16 protein-coding genes are annotated in these 17,341 nt (G+C 74.3%); 9 read left to right on the top strand and 7 right to left on the bottom strand.

Annotation, left to right across the window (positions count from 1 at the left end; all coding sequences use genetic code 11):
* The first annotated feature begins 395 nt into the window (after positions 1–395).
* The 3 genes from bioD to TR50_RS08945 all read left to right on the top strand — a co-directional run bounded on the left by bioD (position 396) and on the right by TR50_RS08945 (position 4,803).
* On the top strand, positions 396–1,109 hold the full coding sequence (gene bioD / locus TR50_RS08955; RefSeq protein ID WP_042417276.1) for a dethiobiotin synthase: 714 nt from the start codon (positions 396–398) through the stop codon (positions 1,107–1,109).
* Positions 1,110–1,430: 321 nt separating this feature from the next.
* Positions 1,431–2,210 carry an ABC transporter ATP-binding protein gene (locus TR50_RS08950; RefSeq protein ID WP_042417272.1) on the top strand — a complete coding sequence of 260 codons (780 nt, stop codon included), beginning with the start codon at positions 1,431–1,433 and terminating at the stop codon, positions 2,208–2,210.
* 22 nt (positions 2,211–2,232) lie between these two features.
* On the top strand, positions 2,233–4,803 hold the full coding sequence (locus TR50_RS08945; protein ID WP_042417269.1) for an ABC transporter permease: 2,571 nt from the start codon (positions 2,233–2,235) through the stop codon (positions 4,801–4,803).
* Here the strand turns inward: TR50_RS08945 and TR50_RS08940 are convergent.
* Both TR50_RS08940 and TR50_RS08935 read right to left on the bottom strand, forming a co-directional pair.
* The gene (locus TR50_RS08940) at positions 4,756–5,121 is read right to left on the bottom strand and encodes a hypothetical protein (protein ID WP_042417267.1); all 366 of its coding nucleotides are present in this window, start codon (positions 5,119–5,121) and stop codon (positions 4,756–4,758) included. The two genes, TR50_RS08945 and TR50_RS08940, sit on opposite strands and share 48 nt — an antisense overlap.
* A 118-nt stretch (positions 5,122–5,239) precedes the next feature.
* On the bottom strand, positions 5,240–5,662 hold the full coding sequence (locus tag TR50_RS08935; protein WP_042417711.1) for a GNAT family N-acetyltransferase: 423 nt from the start codon (positions 5,660–5,662) through the stop codon (positions 5,240–5,242).
* A gap of 285 nt (positions 5,663–5,947) precedes the next feature.
* Here TR50_RS08935 and TR50_RS08930 point away from each other — a divergent pair, with 285 nt between their 5' ends.
* Positions 5,948–7,126 (top strand): type ISP restriction/modification enzyme, encoded by a 1,179-nt coding sequence (locus tag TR50_RS08930; protein ID WP_042417263.1) that lies wholly within the window; start codon positions 5,948–5,950, stop codon positions 7,124–7,126.
* A 135-nt stretch (positions 7,127–7,261) separates the two neighbouring features.
* Positions 7,262–8,404, top strand: a complete 1,143-nt coding sequence (locus tag TR50_RS08925; RefSeq protein ID WP_042417260.1) for an ROK family protein — start codon at positions 7,262–7,264, stop codon at positions 8,402–8,404.
* Positions 8,405–8,609: 205 nt separating this feature from the next.
* On the opposite strand, the gene TR50_RS08920 is transcribed toward TR50_RS08925, so the two are convergent.
* From TR50_RS08920 to TR50_RS08910, 3 genes are all read right to left on the bottom strand, one after another.
* The gene (locus TR50_RS08920; RefSeq protein WP_042417258.1) at positions 8,610–9,338 is read right to left on the bottom strand and encodes a GntR family transcriptional regulator; all 729 of its coding nucleotides are present in this window, start codon (positions 9,336–9,338) and stop codon (positions 8,610–8,612) included.
* Between the two features lie 109 nt (positions 9,339–9,447).
* Positions 9,448–9,927 (bottom strand): SRPBCC family protein, encoded by a 480-nt coding sequence (locus TR50_RS08915; RefSeq protein WP_042417256.1) that lies wholly within the window; start codon positions 9,925–9,927, stop codon positions 9,448–9,450.
* A gap of 19 nt (positions 9,928–9,946) precedes the next feature.
* Positions 9,947–10,384 carry a VOC family protein gene (locus tag TR50_RS08910; RefSeq protein WP_042417253.1) on the bottom strand — a complete coding sequence of 146 codons (438 nt, stop codon included), beginning with the start codon at positions 10,382–10,384 and terminating at the stop codon, positions 9,947–9,949.
* A gap of 103 nt (positions 10,385–10,487) precedes the next feature.
* Between TR50_RS08910 and TR50_RS08905 the strand changes: the two genes are divergently transcribed.
* Positions 10,488–11,075 carry a gamma carbonic anhydrase family protein gene (locus TR50_RS08905; RefSeq protein ID WP_084699970.1) on the top strand — a complete coding sequence of 196 codons (588 nt, stop codon included), beginning with the start codon at positions 10,488–10,490 and terminating at the stop codon, positions 11,073–11,075.
* 42 nt (positions 11,076–11,117) lie between these two features.
* Positions 11,118–11,546 carry an OsmC family protein gene (locus TR50_RS08900; protein ID WP_042417250.1) on the top strand — a complete coding sequence of 143 codons (429 nt, stop codon included), beginning with the start codon at positions 11,118–11,120 and terminating at the stop codon, positions 11,544–11,546.
* A gap of 232 nt (positions 11,547–11,778) precedes the next feature.
* On the opposite strand, the gene TR50_RS08895 is transcribed toward TR50_RS08900, so the two are convergent.
* Together TR50_RS08895 and TR50_RS48125 are read right to left on the bottom strand one after the other, a co-directional pair.
* Complete coding sequence (locus tag TR50_RS08895) at positions 11,779–12,423, bottom strand: response regulator (RefSeq protein ID WP_042417247.1); 645 nt, start codon at positions 12,421–12,423, stop codon at positions 11,779–11,781.
* Complete coding sequence (locus TR50_RS48125; RefSeq protein ID WP_052440860.1) at positions 12,375–13,928, bottom strand: sensor histidine kinase; 1,554 nt, start codon at positions 13,926–13,928, stop codon at positions 12,375–12,377. Before TR50_RS48125 ends, TR50_RS08895 begins: the two co-directional genes overlap by 49 nt.
* 200 nt (positions 13,929–14,128) lie before the next feature.
* On the opposite strand from TR50_RS48125, the gene TR50_RS08885 reads away from it, so the two are divergent.
* Positions 14,129–14,836 carry an ABC transporter ATP-binding protein gene (locus TR50_RS08885; protein WP_042417244.1) on the top strand — a complete coding sequence of 236 codons (708 nt, stop codon included), beginning with the start codon at positions 14,129–14,131 and terminating at the stop codon, positions 14,834–14,836.
* Entirely contained in the window at positions 14,833–17,229 is a 2,397-nt protein-coding gene (locus TR50_RS08880) for an FtsX-like permease family protein (RefSeq protein WP_369405708.1), read from the top strand. Before TR50_RS08885 ends, TR50_RS08880 begins: the two co-directional genes overlap by 4 nt.
* Positions 17,230–17,341: the final 112 nt, after the last annotated feature.

Raw genomic sequence — 17,341 nt, 5'->3', positions numbered from 1 at the left:
CGCTAGGGCCGTACGCTGCGCAAGCGAGCGGACGAGCCAGCGGGCTGAGCACCGCGCGCGCCGCGCGGCGTCGCATCCGGCGGCGCGGTGCGGGCATCGCCCGGCGCGCCTGGGCGCACGGCGGCCACATCCCCGATGCCCATCGGACCGGCCGCGACGCCGCCCGGCCGCGGCACACGCCGGGGCCGTACGCTGCGGCGAGTGGGCGCTCCGGCGAGGGCGCTGGGCGGCGAGACGGGCGACGTCCGTCGGACCGTCCGATCGGTGCCAGGTCGCGCCGCCCGCCGGGCGGTGCCCGCGCTGAGCCCGACCGGGAGCGGCCCCACCCGCCCGCGAGGGGCTGACCCTCGGCGTCATCCCTGTCAGACCACCCCTACGAGAAAGCGACACGCGACGTGAGCACCATCCTCCTGGTCACCGGCACGAACACGGAGATCGGCAAGACCGTCACCACGGCGGCGGTCGCGGCCCTGGCCGCCGCCGATGGGCGGAAGGTCGCCGTGATGAAGCCCGCGCAGACGGGCATGGCGCCGGGCGAGCCCGGCGACCTGGAGGACGTGCGACGACTGGCCGGCGAGCTGACCTTCAGCGAGCTCGCCCGGTTCCCGGAGCCGCTGGCTCCGGGAACGGCGGCGGCGCGCGCCGGGATGCGGCCGATCACCCCGGCGGAGGTCGCCGCGGAGGCGGCCCGGCTGGCCGAGACCCACGACCTGGTGCTCGTCGAGGGGGCCGGCGGCCTGCTCGTGCGCTTCCACGTCGAGGGCTCGTCGCTCGCGGACGTACCGGCGGAACTGGCCGCCCTCGGGCACACGGCGGAGGCGCTGGTCGTGGTGACGGCCGGGCTCGGCACCCTGAACCTCACCGAGCTGACCGCGGAGGCGCTCCGCGCCCGCGGCATCCCGCTGCGCGGCCTGGTGATCGGCGGCTGGCCGGCCGAGCCGGACCTCGCCATGCGCTGCAACCTCGCGGACCTCCCCCTCGTCGCGGACGCCCCGCTGCTCGGCGCCCTCCCGGAGCACTGCGCCGGCCCGGAGGTCACGGCAGCCGCCTTCCTCCCGGTCGCCCGCGCCTCCCTCGCCCCCTCCCTCGGCGGCACCTGGGCCCCGTAGGGGCGGACACGCCCCCGCGCGACGTTGCGCGACCCAGGGCGCCGGGAGGGGGCCCTCCCTCAGGGGCGCGAGGCTCTGCCGATGTGCGGCTCTGCCGCTTGGACGCGACCCGGGAAAGCAGCCTGTGGGGATGGCCCTGCCCGATGAGGAGCCTCCGCCGTAGGCGGCTTGTCGCGCGGCTCCCCGCGCCCCTGGGGAGTGCGACCTCCCCCTGAATTCCCCCTCAGGGTTCCCTCGGTCCTGCGGCGGATGCCGCCCCGAAGGCAGCGGCCTACGCTCGGTGTGGATGTTGTTCCACCCGCCGGCTAGGGGGAAGGCAGGATGGCGGCAAGCGGACAGCCCGCCGCGCGGGCGGTGGGGTTGAGCAAGGCGTACGGGAGCGGTGACACCGCCGTCCTCGCGCTGGACCACGTGGACGTGGAGATCGACGGCGGGCGGTTCACCGCGATCATGGGGCCGTCGGGCTCGGGGAAGTCGACGCTGATGCACTGCCTCGCGGGGCTGGACAAACCGACCGGCGGGGAGGTGTGGGTCGGGGACACGGAGCTGTCGCGCCTCGGCGACAAAGCGCTGACGCGGCTGCGCCGCGACCGCGTCGGGTTCGTGTTCCAGGCGTTCAACCTGCTGCCGACGCTGACCGCCGAGGAGAACATCACGCTTCCGGGCGACATCGCGGGGCGCCGGACGGACCCCGCCTGGCTGCGGCAGGTCGTGGAAACGCTGAACCTCGGGGACCGGCTGCGGCACCGGCCGCACGAGCTGTCGGGCGGGCAGCAGCAGCGCGTCGCCGTCGCGCGGGCCCTCGCCGCGCGCCCGCAGCTGATCTTCGCGGACGAGCCGACGGGCAACCTCGACTCGCGTTCCGGCGCCGAGGTCCTCGGCTTCCTGCGGCGCAGCGTGGACGAGTTGGGGCAGACGGTCGTCATGGTGACCCACGACCCGAACGCGGCCTCGTTCGCCGATCTCGTGCTGTTCCTCGCCGACGGGCGGATCGTGGACCGGCTGGAGGGGCCCACCGCCGACGCCGTGCTGGAACGGATGCGCCGCTTCGACGTACGCGGCGGCGGACCGGTCGCGCAGCCCGCGCCGGACGCGGACTGAGAGCCGGGAGCAGGAGCCGACCATGCTGAAGGCGACGCTGCGCAGCTTCCTCGCCCACAAGGGGCGCCTCGCCCTGTCGATGCTGGCGGTGGTGCTCTCGGTGGCGTTCGTCGCCGGGACGCTGATGTTCACCGACACCATCGGCTCGACCTTCGACCGTCTCTTCCGCTCCACCTCGGCGGACGTCAGCATCACCGCCCACAACGACGTCGCGGGCCGCAACGACCAGAACTTCTCCGGGACGGTCCCGACCGTCCCCGCCTCCCTGATCCCGCAGGTCGCGCACATACCCGGCGTCGCGGGCGTCAGCGGGCGGGTGGCGATGGCCGGGATCGTGCTGACGGACGCGAAGAACAAGGACATCGGGGCGATCGGCGGCGCGCCGACCATCGGGATCAACTGGAGCCCGGGGCCGAACTCGCCCGTCGACCTCACCTCCGGCGTCGCGCCCTCCGGGGACGGGCAGGCGGTGGTCGACGCCGACACCGTCAGCAAGCACCACCTCGTGCTCGGGCAGCAGTTGCACGTCATCGGGGCGACGGGCGGCTTCCCGGTGCGGTTGAGCGGCATCGCGACGTTCAACACCACCAACCCGGGCGCCACGCTCGTCTTCCTGGACACCGCGACCGCGCAGCGCAAGCTGCTGGGGCACGACGGCGTGTTCACCTCCGTCGACCTGACGGCGGCGAAGGGCGTCAGCAACGAGCAGTTGCGCGACCGGGTCGCGCCCGTGGTCGGCAGCGCCTACGACGTGAAGACGGCCGAGCAGACCGCGAAGGACGCGGCGCAGACCCTCGGCACCTTCCTGTCGGTGATCAAGGACGCGCTGCTCGGCTTCGCGGGGATCGCGGTGCTGGTCGGTGTCTCGCTGATCCTCAACACCTTCTCGATGCTGGTCGCGCAGCGCACGCGGGAGCTCGGGCTGATGCGCGCCCTCGGGGCCAGCCGGGAGCAGGTGAACCGCTCCGTCCTGGTGGAGGCCGCGCTGCTCGGGCTGATCGGCTCGACGCTCGGGCTCTTCCTCGGCGTGGGCCTGGCGCTCGGGCTGATCAAGCTGATCGCGCGCGGTGGCATGGTGCTCAAGGGCAGCCAACTGGCCGTCCACTGGCCGACGGTCGTTGCGGCCTACGCGGTGGGGATCATCGCCACCACGGTCTCGGCCTACCTGCCGGCCCGACGCGCCTCGCGGATCTCGCCGATGGCCGCGCTGCGCGAGGCCGACACCCCGGGGCGCGGCGCGCCGCTGCGGATCCGGGCCGTGGTGGGCCTGGTGGTGCTGGCCGTCTCCGCGGGTCTGCTGGTCGGAGCGGCCACGGACAAGGACCTCGGCCAGGCGGGAATCCTGCTCGGCGCGGGCGTCCTGCTCAGCCTCGTCGGCCTGATCATCGTGGGGCCGGTGCTCGCCACGCCGGTGATCCGGCTGGTCGGCGGCTGGTTCCCACGGGTCTTCGGCCCGGTCGGCACGCTGAGCCAGCGCAACGCGCTGCGCAACCCGCGCCGCACCAGCGCGACGGCCTCGGCGCTCATGATCGGCTTGGCGCTGGTCGCCTCCCTGTCGGTGGTCGGCTCCTCGATGGCGGCCTCCTTCGACGCGCAGATCGACAAGACCATCGGCGCGGACCTGATCGTGCAGAACAGCACCGGGCTGCCCTTCCCGGACGAGGTGGCCGACACGGTCCAGGCCACGCCGGGCGTGGGCCTCGTCGTCCGCGGCCAGGGGACGCGCGGCGCGCTCGTCGCGGCCGACGGAACGCAGGACAGGACGGTCGTGGTCGGCACCGGCCCTGGGCTGGACAAGGTGGTGCGCATCGAGATGCGCTCCGGCACGGTCGCCGCCGGAACCGCGCCCGGCCACGCCATGATCGGCTCCAACTACGCGGACGCGCACCGGCTCCACCTGGGCAGCCCGGTCACGATCCTCTTCCAGAGCGGCAAGGCGGGCACGCTGACGGTCGGCGGCATCGACGTCACGGACACCAACCCGGGCGGGCTCGCCGACGAGCCGGTGGTCGCGTCCTCGACGCTGCGTCAGTACGTGCCGGGCGCGCTCGACGACATCGTGTTCGTCAACGTCGCGCCGGGCGCGAGCAAGGAGCAGGTCAAGAGCGCCCTGACGACGGCCCTCGCCAAGGACCCGCAGGTGCAGGTGCGCGACCAGACGGACTACAAGAAGCTGGTCCGCGGCCAGATCGACCTGCTGCTCAACCTGGTCTACGGGCTGCTGGCGCTCGCCATCATCATCGCGATCCTGGGCGTGGTGAACACCCTGGCGCTGTCCGTGATCGAGCGGACCCGGGAGATCGGACTGCTGCGCGCGATCGGACTCGGGCGGGCCCAACTGCGGCGGATGGTGCGGCTGGAGGCGGTCGTCATCGCGCTGTTCGGGGCCGTGCTCGGCCTCGGGCTGGGGCTCGGCTGGGGGCTGGCGGCGCAGCGACTGCTCGCGGCCAAGGGGCTCCAGTCGCTGGCCATACCGTGGTCGACCATCATCGCGGTGGTCATCGGCGCGGCGGTGGTGGGCCTGCTCGCGGCCCTCGGTCCGGCGCTACGCGCCTCGCGGCTCGACGTGCTCGACGCCATCGCGCACGAGTAATCCGACGCCGACGCCCGGCGCGGCACCTGCCGCGCCTCCCGCGCCTCCCGCGCCTGCGGCACCTGCGGCACCTGCGGCCGAGCCGGCCTGCGCCAGCAGACCGGGCAGGGCGAGCGCCAACTCCCAGAGCTCCTCGCCCTCCTCCGGCTCCGGATCGATCCCGTCGAGCAGCGGCTGGAACCGCTCCGCAGCCCGCCAGAGCTCGTCGGGCACGACGGCGTCGCGCTCCCGCCGCTCGGCCAGGAACGTCAGCAGCGCGCCGCCGACGGCGCGCAGCTCGGTCAGGTCGGGGCGGGTGTGCGGCAGTTGAGCCTCCATACGCCCGACCGTACGCCCCGCCACTGACAGCCGACACCTCCCGTGATGAGCGCCCGCGATGACCGCCCGCGCACCTCCCGGCTCACGTCAGCTCAAGGTCAGGTCGGCTCGGCTCGGCTCAGGTCAGCGGGCGGACCCAGCGGCGCCAGTGCTCCTCGCGCTCGTACCCGGCGGCCGCCCAGGCCTGCTGCCCCGTCTCGTTCGCGACCAGCACCATCGCGTCCGCGCGGCGGCCTCCGACGGCGAGGAACCGGGCGTGGGCGGTGGCGAGCAGCGCCCGGGAGACGCCCTGACGCCGGTGGTCCGGGTGGACGGCCAGCCGGTAGAGGCTCGCGCGCCAGCCGTCCCAGCCGGCGATGACCGTGCCGACCAGCTCACCGCCGCGTTCGGCCAGGATCAGCGCCTCGGGGTCATGCTCGACGAGGCAGGTCACCCCGGCGACGTCGTCGCTGACGCTCGTTCCTTCGGCGGCGGCCTTCCAGAAGCCGAGGACGGCGGGGACGTCGCTCACCTCGGCGGTACGTATGCGCAGTTCTTCCACGACCGCCACCCAAGCAGCGGCGCCCAGCCGCCCGCCCGGATTTCCACCAGCCGAGACGCGACGCACGCGGCCGGTCGCCCCGGTTCGGCGACGTCGGACCGTCGGCGTCGGAGCAAGGGCGAACGCTCCCGTGGAGGCAGCGGGGGCGGCCAGGCCAGGCAGACGGAGGCGTGCCCGGCAGGCCGACCGGGCCCGCGGCAGCCCAGCCTGGGCACCACGACGCGGCGGGCCCGGGCCGCGTCGCGACTCCGCCCGGGGCGGAAAGCACCGCATTAGCATGTCCGTGTGGTCGATTCGGGTGGGGAGCAGACGCCGGCGTCCCTCGGTGACCTGCTGCCGTGGACCGTGCGCGGTGTCCGGACCGGTCGGGCGTGGGTCGTCGCCGCCGATCCCGAGGTGCTCCAGGAGCGTTGGCGCCGCCTGGCCTCCGCGGACGCGGCCGAGCGGGCGGAGCTGTTCGAGCCCTCGCGGGCACGGACGCCCGATTCCGCCGTCCCCGGACTGCCCGGTCAGCGCACGAGCACGCGCCGGCTGTCGCGGGAACCCGGCGAGCAGCCGCCGCTGGTGCGGGTCCGTCACCGGCCGCTGGACCGCGCCTGGATGCTCGCCGACCAGCGGCTGCTGGACCAGGCGCGCCCCGAGCTCTGGCGCGCCGACGGCCCGCAGCAGCGTTACCTGCTCGTGCAGCCGGACGGGCAGCCGAGCCCCGCGCCGCTCACCGTCAGCGCGGAGCTGCCCGTCGACCCGCGCGTGCGGGTCCATCCGCTGCACCGGCGTCCCGACGGCCGCGAGCCGAACCTCGCGCCCGGCCTGCTGCGGTTCCTGCGCCGCGCCTACGCCACCGCCGTCACCGCGGACGACGTGCTGGCGTGGATCGCCGCCGTCTGCGCCCGCCCCGACGCGCCGCGCGACGCCGTGCCGCTGCCGCGTTCCGCGGCGAGCTGGACCGAGGGCGTGGCCCTGGGCCGCCGCGTCGTCGATCTGCACACCTACGCCCGTCCCGGGCTACGCACCCCGGACGGCCGGCGGACCTTCGTACGCAACCCCGTCGACCGGCACCCGCTGGAGCTCGGCTACGACGCCGACGAGGAGACGCTGCTGGTCGGCGAGGGACGGCTCGCGCCGGTCCCGCCCTCGGCCTGGGCGGCGGAGCCCACGCTCCGCGAGTGGTTCGCCGACCGCACCGCCTTCCGGGGCGCGCCCAGCGGGACGCTCGGCGCGCTGGGCCTCACGATCTGGCCGCAGCGGGCGACGACGGACCTGATCGAGCTGACGACCACCCTCGCCCTGCTGGCCGAGCTCACTGCGGTCCAAGGCGCGCTCACCGCCGACGGCGGCCCCTGGTTCACCCGTGCGGACCTGCACGAAGCGGGGATCCTCCCGGTCCCGGCCGCCGCCCGTCGGCCCGCCTCCGTGCTGGACCGCCTGGAGGAAGGCCCGGAGGGCCAGTACGCGCTGCTGTGAGAAGCACCCCCGAAGTGTTGCCGTTTGATACCGAAGCACCGACTGAGCTGCGATGACGCTCGCCGATGCCTCACCGCCCCGGCTACCATCCGCCATACATCGTCCACGGACACGGGAAGCGCGGAAGGACCGAGAGTGGCCCAGCTCACCGGTGGTGATTCCTCACTGCTGCGGCGGATCAACTCCGCGGTGACCTTGCGGGCTCTTCGCGACGGAGCCGTGCTGACGCTCACCCAGCTGGTGGGCGAGACGGGCCTGTCCCGGCCCACCGTCGAGGGCGTCATCGAGGGCCTGATCGAGTCGGGCCTCGTCGCCGAGGTCGAGGCCGCCGACGAGGGCGTACGGCAACGCGGCCGCCCCGCGCGGCACTTCCGCTTCCGCGCGGAGGCGGGGCATCTGCTCGGCATCGAGATCGGCACCCATGGCGCCCGCGCCATCATCTCCGACCTGCGCGGCCGCACGCTCGGCGCGTACGGTCACCCCATCGACGAGACGACCGAGGCCGACGAGCGGCTGGCCCTGGTCCGCACCACCGTCGCGGAGCTGCTGCGCCGCGGCGGGATCTCCCGCGAGTCGCTGTGGGCGGTCGGCGTCGGCACGCCGGGCGTCGTCGACGCGGACGGCGTGGTGCAGCTCGGCACGGCCCTGCCGGGCTGGACGGGCCTGGATCTGGCCAACCGCCTGCGCCGCTCGTTCCGCTGCCCGGTGCTGGTGGAGAACGACGCCAACCTGGCCGCGATCGGCGAGCACTGGAAGGGCGCGGCCGTCGGCATGGGCGACGTCGTCTTCGTCCTGGCCGGCCTCAGCCCCGGCGCGGGCTCGCTCATCGGCGGCCGCCTCCACCGCGGCTTCGGCGGCGCGGCGGGCGAGATCGGCAGCCTGCACCTCCTCGGCCAGGAGGACGAGCCCTCCCAGCTCCTCTCCACGACGGAGAGCAAGCTGCGCGACCCCCTGGACGAGGCCGCGGTGGCCCGCGTGCTGAGCCAGGCTCAGCAGGGCGACCACGTCGCCATGGACGTCCGCGACCGCTTCGTCGCCCGCCTGGTGCGCGACGTCGCCGCGCTGGTCCTGGCGATGGACCCGCAGATCGTCGTCATCGGCGGCTGGGCCAGCGGCCTCGACGGCGTCGTCGAGCCGCTGCGCAAGCAGCTGGGCCGGCTCTGCCTGCGCCCCCCGGAGGTCCAGCTGGCCGCGCTGGGCGACGCGGCGATCGCGATCGGCGCGGTGAAGCTGGCTTTCGACCACGCGGAGAAGCAGCTCTTCTCGGTGGACCAGTAGCCCGCTCCCGCACGTGGTGGCGGCGCGTCAAGGCACGGCGCACCGCGCGGGAAGCCACCGACGTGCGGATGACCCCGCACCTTGAGGACCATCTGCTCGTCGGTGGCTTCTGCTCATCCGTGGCTTGTCGCGCCCACGCGGAGCAGCCGCCCGTCAGCGGAGCCGCGCGCCCCTGCGTGTCGCCACTACCGGCGGGAGCGCATCCTCAGGACGCGGCCCGGACCTCCACGCCCGCGTCGCCGAAGGTGAGCTTGCAGGTGTCCGCGCGGTAGGTGGAGATGGCGACGGCGAGGGTGCTGCCGGCCTCGCCGGCGTAGCGCGTGGTGAGGACGAGGACGGGGATGCCCGGAGGGCGCTCCAGGAGGCGGGCCTGCTCCTCCTCGGCGACGCCGAGTTCGACCGCGCGGGATTCGCCCTCGACCGGGAGGGCCTGGAACTGCTTCAGCACCGCCCGCGCCCTGCTGGACTCCGCGAGGAAGCCGGGGACGTGGGGCATGACCGCGGCGGGGACGAACAGCGTCTCGGTGCCGACGGCCTGACCGGCCATCATCCGGACCCGGCGCACGGTGTGGACCTCGGCCGACTCGCCGGGCGCGACGCCGAGCGCCGCGGCGACCGCCGCGGGCGCGGGGCCGATGCCGCAGTCGACGATGCGCCAGGTGTCGCGGCTGGACGCCTCGGCGACGGGGATGCCCATGCGGGGGGCGGCGATCAGGGTGCCGATGCCGCGGCGGCGGACCAGGCGGCCCTCGAGCTCGAGCTGGTCCAGGGCCTGGCGCAGGGTCGCGCGGGCGACCCCGAAGCGGGCCGCGAGGTCGCGCTCGTTGGGGAGCACCTCGCCGGTGCGGAACTCCTCGTCGATGGTTCGGACCAGAACCGTGCGCAGCTGCCAGTACTTCGGCTCCGGTACCGCCGCGGTCGCTGTGGTCCCCACCCTGGCCTCCGGCTGTGTGCGCCCCCTGCTGGCGGGGGGCGTGATTACGATCCCTTATTTATTAAAGGACGTTTCTTTAAGGCGACCATAGGGGCAGCCGGGGCATTGGTCAAGACCAATGGCAGACGCCCAGGTGGCGGGCCAGTCCGAGGCGTCCGGAGCGCATCATCCACGCGTGGTTCGCCCGGAATGCCGGTCTTCCGGGCACGGCGAGCCGGCGCATCAGCGGCTTGCGCACCTCGACGTCCTCGTCGAAGACGGCGGCGGTCCGGCCCTCCCCGGCGCGGGTCACCGTCCAGCGGGTGACGCCTTCGAGATCGCCGGTCAGGCGCGCCTCCAGGACGCCCGCCGCGGGGTCGTTGCGTACGGCGGAGGCCATGACGTGGAGTTCGTACGGGAGCAGCGAGCGGAAGCGCATCCGCCCGCTCTCGGGCGTCAGTTGGCGCACCTCGATGATCTGCGGCCACCACAGGGGGTAGTCGAGGGGGGCGGCCAGCGCGTCGAAGACGTGCTCGTAGGCGGCGTGGAGCTGCCAGCGGGAGGTGAAGCGGTAGCGGTGGAGCTCGGCCTGGCGGGCGAGGAGAGCCATGCCGCCAGTCTCGACCGGTTCAGGCCGGCATGTCGACGCGCCCGTCGCCGGTGAGCGCGAAGCCCGGTGCGTGGACGAGCTCCCACAGGTGGCCGTCGGGGTCGGCGAAGTAGCCGCTGTAGCCGCCCCACTCGGCGGTCACGGGGGCCTTCACCAGATCCGCGCCGGCGCCGAGCGCGAGGGCCATCGCCGCGTCGACCTCCTCCGGGCTGCCCAGGTTGACGGCCAGGGTGACCTCGCGGAAGACCGGCTCACCGCCCTCGGGGACGCCCGCGTCGGCGGCCAGGTCCCCGGTCGGGAAGAGGCCGAGCGTGGCGCCCGCCGTGCGGAACCAAGCGATCGTGCCGGGCTGCGAGACGGAGGAGAGCGGCCAGCCGAGGGCCTGGTAGAAGGCGACGCTCCGGTCGAGGTCGGTGACGCCGAGCGTGACGACGCTGATCGCGGCGGGAAGAGTCATGCCACCAGGCTAGACAGGGCCCGGGCGAGAACCGTCGCACGACATCCGGCAGGATCGGAGGCAGGCACGACCGCGCGCACCGACCCTCCGCAAGGGAGCCCCCATGGCCCAGTCGCTCGACCCGCAGTCCCCCGCCGTCCACTCGCCCGTCCCCGGTCCCGCCCCGCTGGTGGCGTCCGTCGCCGGGCGCACGCCCGAGATCAACGACACCGCCTTCGTCGCCGTCAACGCCACCGTGCTGGGCGACGTGAAGCTCGCCCCCGGCGCGAGCGTCTGGTACGGCGCGGTGCTGCGCGGCGACTGCGAGGCGATCAGCATCGGTCCCGACAGCAACGTGCAGGACAACTGCTCCGCGCACGCGGACTTCGGCTTCCCGGTGCGGGTCGGGGCGGGGGTGTCCGTCGGGCACAACGCCGTGCTGCACGGTTGCACGGTCGAGGACGGCTGCCTGATCGGCATGGGCGCCACCGTGCTGAACGGCGCGACGATCGGCGCCGGCTCACTGGTCGCGGCGAACGCGCTGGTGCCGCAGGGCATGCAGGTGCCCCCGGGTTCGCTCGTCGCGGGCGTCCCGGCGAAGGTCCGGCGTGAGCTGACCGACGAGGAGCGGGCCAACCTCAAGCTCAACTCCGAGTGGTACGTCGCCCTCGCGGCGCAGCACCGGGACGTCCGTCCGGTCGGCAGGCCCTGACCCTCCGCGCCCCACCGGCGGTGATCGCATAGTGTCGTCGTCATGAGCGACGACACCCTGCGTTCCGTCCGGATCGAGCGCACCAGCGCGGGCCGTTACACGGCGACCAACGTCCGCGGCGGCAGCATCACCTTCGGCTCCACCGGCGAATCCGAGTTCACCCCGGTCGAGCTGCTGCTCGCGGCGATCGGCGGCTGCACCGCGGTCGACGCCGACATCGCGACCAGCCGCCACGCGGAGCCGGTGGAGTTCACCGTCTCCGTGCAGGGCGACAAGGTCAGCGACGAGGACGGTCAGCACATGACGAACCTGGCCGTCACCTTTCGCGTCAGCTTCCCCGAGGGCGAGGCCGGGGACCGCGCCCGCGCGATCCTGCCGCGCGCGGTGAAGACCTCCCACGACCGCCTCTGCACCGTCAGCCGGACCGTCGAACTGGGCACGCCGGTGACCTCCACCATCGCGGAGGCCTGACCGGGCCGAGGAACCCCGTTGACCGGCGGCTGTGCTGACCGGCGGTCAACGGGGAGGCCGGTCCGTGGGAGACGAGCGGAAGCCGCGCGACACGACCGGCCGAGTTGGCCGCCCCGCTCGGCTGGTACGTGAACGGGCCCGCCACCCGCGCGGCGAAGCTCGGCAGCGTCCACCTCAGCCGCCCGGCCGGAGACTGAAGCCCCGCGCCCCCGCGCCGCGCCGCCGCGACCGCTCAGCCGTTGAGGTAGGCCAGCACCGCCAGCACCCGGCGGTTGTCGTCGTCGGAGGGCTGCAGGTCGAGCCGGACGAAGATCGAGGCGGTGTGCTTGGCCACCGCCCGCTCGGTGATGACCAGTTGCTGCGCGATGGCCGCGTTGGAGCGGCCCTCCGCCATCAGCGCGAGGACCTCGCGCTCGCGCGGGGTGAGCGAAGCGACGGGCCCGGCGGCCGAGTTGTGCGTCAGCAGCCGCCCGATCACCTCCGGGTCCATCGCGGTGCCGCCCGCGGCCACGCGCCGCACGGCGTCGACGAACTGGGTCCCGTCCAGTACCCGGTCCTTGAGCAGGTAGCCGACGCCTCCGCTCCCGTCGGCCAGCAACTCGCGGGCGTAGAGCTGCTCGACGTACTGGGAGAGCACCAGCACCGACAGGCCCGGCATCTCCTGACGTGCGGTCAGCGCGGCGCGCAGACCCTCGTCGGTGAAGGTGGGCGGCAGGCGGACGTCGACGACCGCGACGTCGGGCCGGTCCTTCCGCACCGCCTCCAGTAGTTCCTCGCCGCTCTCGACCGCCGCGGTGACCTCCATGCCGTGCGCCTGGAGCAGCCTCGTCAGCCCGTCGCGGAGGAGGAAGAGGTCTTCGGCGATGGCGACGCGCAAGGGATCTCCAGACTCGCGATGGTGGGTCCGCCGACCGGGCTGCTGAGGGCGAGGACGCCGTCGAAGGCGGCCAGCCTGCGCTCGATGCCGCGCAGCCCGCTCCCCCGGGCCGGATCGGCGTCGCCGTGGCCGTCGTCGGTGACGACGATCCGCAGCATCCCGTCAGTATGGCCGATCTCGATCCAACCATGGCGTGCCTGGGCGTGCTTGACCGTGTTGGCCAGCAGCTCGCTGACGGCGAAGTACGCCGCTGACTCCACCGCCTGCGGCGGCCGGGCGTCCAGATCACCGCTGACCTGGACGTGCAGTGGCAGGTCCAGCACCAGTGCCTGCACCGCGTCGACGAGCCCGCGATCGGCGAGGACGGGCGGGTGGATCCCGCGGACCAGGTCGCGCAGCTCGCCCAGCGCCTTCGCGGACGCGCCCTTGGCCTCCGTCACCAGCGCGCGGGCGGCGGTCGGGTCGGTCTCGAAGAGCTGCTCGGCCGCGTTGAGCGCCATGCCGAGGGCGACGAGGCGGGCCTGGGCGCCGTCGTGCAGGTCCCGTTCGATGCGGCGCAGCTCGGCCGCGCTGTGGTCGATGCTCTCCGCCCGCGTCTCGGACAGATGCCGTACCCGGGCCGCGAGTTCGCGCTCACGGGAGGGACCGATCAACGCCCGTGCGGCCTGGGCGTGCAGGTTCAGCACCACCGGCGCACCCCACAGCACCAGGGCCGGTGACATCATCAGGGCCAGCCCGTACAGGACCACGGGTTTGGCGAACTCCCCGCCGGGGCCCAGCTGGTCGAAGAGCCACGGGGAGAGGGCCAGGAAGCCCAAGCCGACCGCCGCGACCACGCCGGAGCCCAGGGCCCATGCGACATCGCGCCACAGCGCGGGGTCGGTCACCCAGCCCGCGATCGCGGCCCCCGGCCGCGACCACCGTCGACCGGGCTCGGCGTCGGACAGCGGGCGGTAGGGGGTGTGGACGGGTGTGCCGGACCAGCGTCCGACGAGCCGCCGCTGCTCGGAGGCCACCCAGCGCGCCGCGAACACACCGACGAGCGCCAGGATCGGAGCCAGCAGCACGACCCCGTGATCACCGCCGGGCGTTTCGCCGTGGTAGAAGGTGGCCGCCGCGCACGCCAGCACCCCCGGCAGGGTGAGCACCGCGCCCGCCGCGCGTCCACCGCCGCCGCTGGCCCACGCCGCACCCCAGACCAGGCACGGGACCATCGTGACCAACAGGCCGAAGTAGAGGTGGAGGTGGTCGCTGGGCGCGTAGGGCGTGCCGGCCAGGAGGTGGCGCGCCACCAGCACCGGGCCACCGGCCAGCGCGGCGACGCCGCCCGCCGTCAGCGCGAGCAGGTAGGTGAGCCGGAACGGCGCCAGCAGCGTGCGCGTGCGCCGCGATGCGATCGTCGCGGCGGGCACGGGGTCGGCACCCGGCTCGGACCGGAGCGCCCCCGGCCGGAGGCCGGCGGAGGGTTCGACGAGGTGGCGTTCGGCCCCCGGTGCTGGGTTCATGGTCGCTCTCCACGGTTCGGTGACGATCGACGCCCAGTCTGCCCACGGACCGGTTCCCGCGTCGCTGGGCGTGGACACCGGACGTGGGGTGTACCTGGATACACCCCCGTTTGACCGCCCAACCGTATGTCGGCCGTGACCTGCCGGTTCGTAACTTCGGTTGCTGTCAGTCATTCCCCGTCCGTCGTACCGGAGGACCCGTGTCCGCGCCGATCATCGAGATCCGCGATGTCAGCAAGACCTACGCCGCGTCAGAAGCCCGACCCGCTCTCGCCGACCTCTCCCTGGAGGTGGCGGCCGGTGAGGCGCTCGCCGTGCTGGGGCCCTCCGGAAGCGGCAAGTCCACGCTGCTGAACCTGATCGCGGGGCTGGACCGCCCGAGCCGCGGCACGGTGCGGGTGGCCGGGACCGCCGTCCACGCGCTCGGCGAGGCCGCGCTCGCCGGCTACCGGCGCGAGCGGATCGGCATGGTCTTCCAGTTCTTCAACCTGCTCGACGACCTGACCGTCGAGGACAACGTGCTGATCCCCGCCCAACTCGCAGGCGTCCCAAAGGCGGAGGCGCGCGAGCGGGCGAACGGTCTGCTGACGCGCCTGGGCATCGTGCGCCATGCCCGGGACTACCCCGGCACGCTCTCCGGCGGCCAGCGCCAACGCGTCGCGGTGGCACGCGCCCTGATGAACAACCCGCCGCTGCTGCTGGCCGACGAGCCGACCGGCGCCCTGGACAGCGCGTCCGCCGCCGAGGTGCGCGAACTGCTCGGCGCCCTGGTCGCGGAGGGCCGCACGCTGGTCCTGGTCACCCACGACACCGGCCTGGCCGCGCAGTGCGCCACCCGCGTCATCGAGCTGGTCGACGGGCGGCTGACCCGGGACGTGCGCAACTCGCCGGTGGCGGTGGCCCGGTGAGCCGGAAGGAGCGCAGCGGACGCGCCGGTCGGCAGAGCCCGCTCGGGCGCGTCGTCCGCGCGGGCATGGGGCGGAAGCGCGTGCAGACCCTGGTGATGGCACTCACGACGATGACCGCCGTCACCGCCTCCGTCCTCGCGGGCGGGCTGCTGCTCGACTCGCAGGGCCCCTACCAGCGCGCCTTCACCGCACAGCACGGCGCGCACCTGTCCGCGGACTTCGACGGGTCCGCCGTCGGCGCGGAGCAGCTCGCGGCCACGGCCCACGTCGCGGGCGTGACCGGGACCGCCGGTCCCTACCCGGCCCTGACGCTGCACCCGCGCGTCGGCGCCGGCAACCGGTTCATGCCGGCGGGCGACCCGCTGGACACGACGACGGTGGTCGGCCGCCCGATCGACGGCCCGCTGGACGACCTGCGGGTCACCGTGGGGCACTGGCTGACCGGCCCCGGCCAGATCGTGCTGCCGGACGGCGACTCGCCGCTCGACATCGGCGACACCATGGTCTTCCCCGACCTGCCGGGACGTCCGCTGCTGCGCGTCGTGGGCCTCGCCTCGTCCGTGACCGGCACCGCCGACGGATGGGTGGCACCGCAGGAGATCCCGGCGCTGACGCCGCCGGGAACCGTCCCGCAGCAGCAGATGCTCTACCGCTTCGCCCACGCCGGGACGCGCGCGGAGCTCGAGACCGACCGCGCCGCCGTCTCGGCGGTCCTGCCCGCCCAGGCGATGGTCGGCTCCGCCTCGTACCTGGACGCGGAGCAGCAGGCGAACCGCACCTCGGGGACGTTCGTGCCGTTCCTGGTCGCCTTCGGGGTGCTCGGGCTGTGCATGTCGCTGCTGGTCATCGGCGTGGTGGTCAGCGGCGCGGTCACGGCGGGCCGCCGCCGGATCGGGATCCTGAAAGCGCTCGGCTTCACCCCCGCCCAGGTCGTCCGGGCCTATCTCGGCCAGGCGCTGATCCCGGCCGGGACGGGCGCGGCGGCCGGCGTGCTGCTCGGGAACCTGCTCTCGATCCCGGTCATGGGCGTCGCCGACAAGGCACTGCACAGCGTCACGCTCGGCGTCCCGTTCTGGCTGGACCTGGTCGTGCCGCTCGGTGTGCTGGCGGCCGTGGCCGGAGCCGCCCTGGTGCCCGCGCGTCGGGCCGGACGGCTGCGCACGGTCGAGGCGCTGGCGGTGGGCCGCACCGAGCAGGCGGGGCGCTTCGGCCGCTCCGCGCACGGGCTCGCCTCCCGACTGCCGCTGCCGCGCTGGCTGACGCTCGGGCTGGCGTTGCCGCTGGGCCGCCCCGCCCGTTCGGCCACCACGATGGCGGCCGTCGTGCTCGGCACGATCGGCGTCACGTTCGGGATCGGGCTCGCTCTAGCCCTGAACCAGGTGCAGCAGGGGCTGAGTCAGGAGATGCCGGGAGCGGTGCAGGTCATGCCCTTCCCGGCGCCCGGAAGCGGTGCCCGGCCCCGCCTGGTCACCGCCGCGGACCTGGCCGCGACCGGCCGTGCCCTCGCCGCCCAGCCGGGCACGCGGAGCTGGACCGAGATCTCCACGGCCCGCACGGGCGTGGCCGGACACGCCGGGCAGACGCAGGTCATCGCCTACTCGGGCGACTCCTCCTGGGCTGCCCTCCAACTCGTCGCCGGCCGCTGGTTCAGCGGCCCCGGCGAAGCCGTGGCCCCCGAGGCCTTCCTCACCGCGTACGGCCTCCACGTAGGCGACACGGTGACGCTGACCGCGAACGGCCGCGGCGCGCCGGTCAAGCTGGTCGGCGAGGTGCTGTCGCTGCACAACGAGCTGCTGACGGGCGCGGGTTCGCTCACTCCGCTGGCGCTGCCGGTCGTGCCGGACGCAACGCAGTTCGCGGTGGAGCTCCGGCAGGGGACCGACGCGGCCGCCTACAGCGACAGCGTCAACCGCGTGCTGTCCCGCCACGGGCTCACGGCCATGCCGAACACTCCGATGATCAGCATCGTCGTGCTCTCCATGGACACCCTGGCCACACTCCTGACGCTGATGCTCGTGACGGTGGCCGGTCTGGGCGTGCTCAACACCGTCCTGTTGGACACCCGCGAACGGGTCCACGACCTGGGCGTGCTGAAGGCCCTCGGCCTGAAGCCGCGTCAGACGGTGGGCATGGTGCTCGCCTCGGTCGCGCTGACCGGGCTGGCCGCGGGCCTGGTGGGCGTTCCCCTCGGCATCCTGCTGCAGCGCACCGTGCTGCCCGCGATGGCGGGCGCGGCGGGCACCGCGGTCCCCGGCGTCGACCTCGACGTCTACGGCCCACCGCTGCTGCTGTCCCTGCTGGCCGGCGGCCTGGTGCTGGCCGCACTGGGCGCCCTCGCCCCGGCGGTCTGGGCGGCCCGCGCCCGGACGGCGACGGCGCTGCGGACCGAGTGAGACCACGCGCCCCGCTGGACGGCGACGTGCGGAACCGCGACGTGCGGGACGGCAGGGGCAGGGGGGACGCCAGAGGCGCGGGGCGCTCCCCGCGCCCCTGGCGTTTCCGCGC

This window comes from Streptacidiphilus anmyonensis, from assembly GCF_000787855.1.
Taxonomy (GTDB): Bacteria; Actinomycetota; Actinomycetes; order Streptomycetales; family Streptomycetaceae; genus Streptacidiphilus; species Streptacidiphilus anmyonensis.
This window is presented reverse-complemented; position numbering and strand designations above follow the sequence as displayed.

Excerpts from the sequence above, each read along its gene's own strand:
- TR50_RS08915 (WP_042417256.1), bottom strand. The coding sequence starts at position 9,927 with ATGGCTCTCCTCGCCCGCCAGGCCGAGCTCCACCGCTACCGCTTCACC.
- TR50_RS08905 (WP_084699970.1), top strand. The coding sequence starts at position 10,488 with ATGGCCCAGTCGCTCGACCCGCAGTCCCCCGCCGTCCACTCGCCCGTC.
- TR50_RS08910 (WP_042417253.1), bottom strand. The coding sequence starts at position 10,384 with ATGACTCTTCCCGCCGCGATCAGCGTCGTCACGCTCGGCGTCACCGAC.
- TR50_RS08945 (WP_042417269.1), top strand. The coding sequence starts at position 2,233 with ATGCTGAAGGCGACGCTGCGCAGCTTCCTCGCCCACAAGGGGCGCCTC.
- TR50_RS48125 (WP_052440860.1), bottom strand. The coding sequence starts at position 13,928 with ATGAACCCAGCACCGGGGGCCGAACGCCACCTCGTCGAACCCTCCGCC.
- TR50_RS08950 (WP_042417272.1), top strand. The coding sequence starts at position 1,431 with ATGGCGGCAAGCGGACAGCCCGCCGCGCGGGCGGTGGGGTTGAGCAAG.
- TR50_RS08940 (WP_042417267.1), bottom strand. The coding sequence starts at position 5,121 with ATGGAGGCTCAACTGCCGCACACCCGCCCCGACCTGACCGAGCTGCGC.
- TR50_RS08900 (WP_042417250.1), top strand. The coding sequence starts at position 11,118 with ATGAGCGACGACACCCTGCGTTCCGTCCGGATCGAGCGCACCAGCGCG.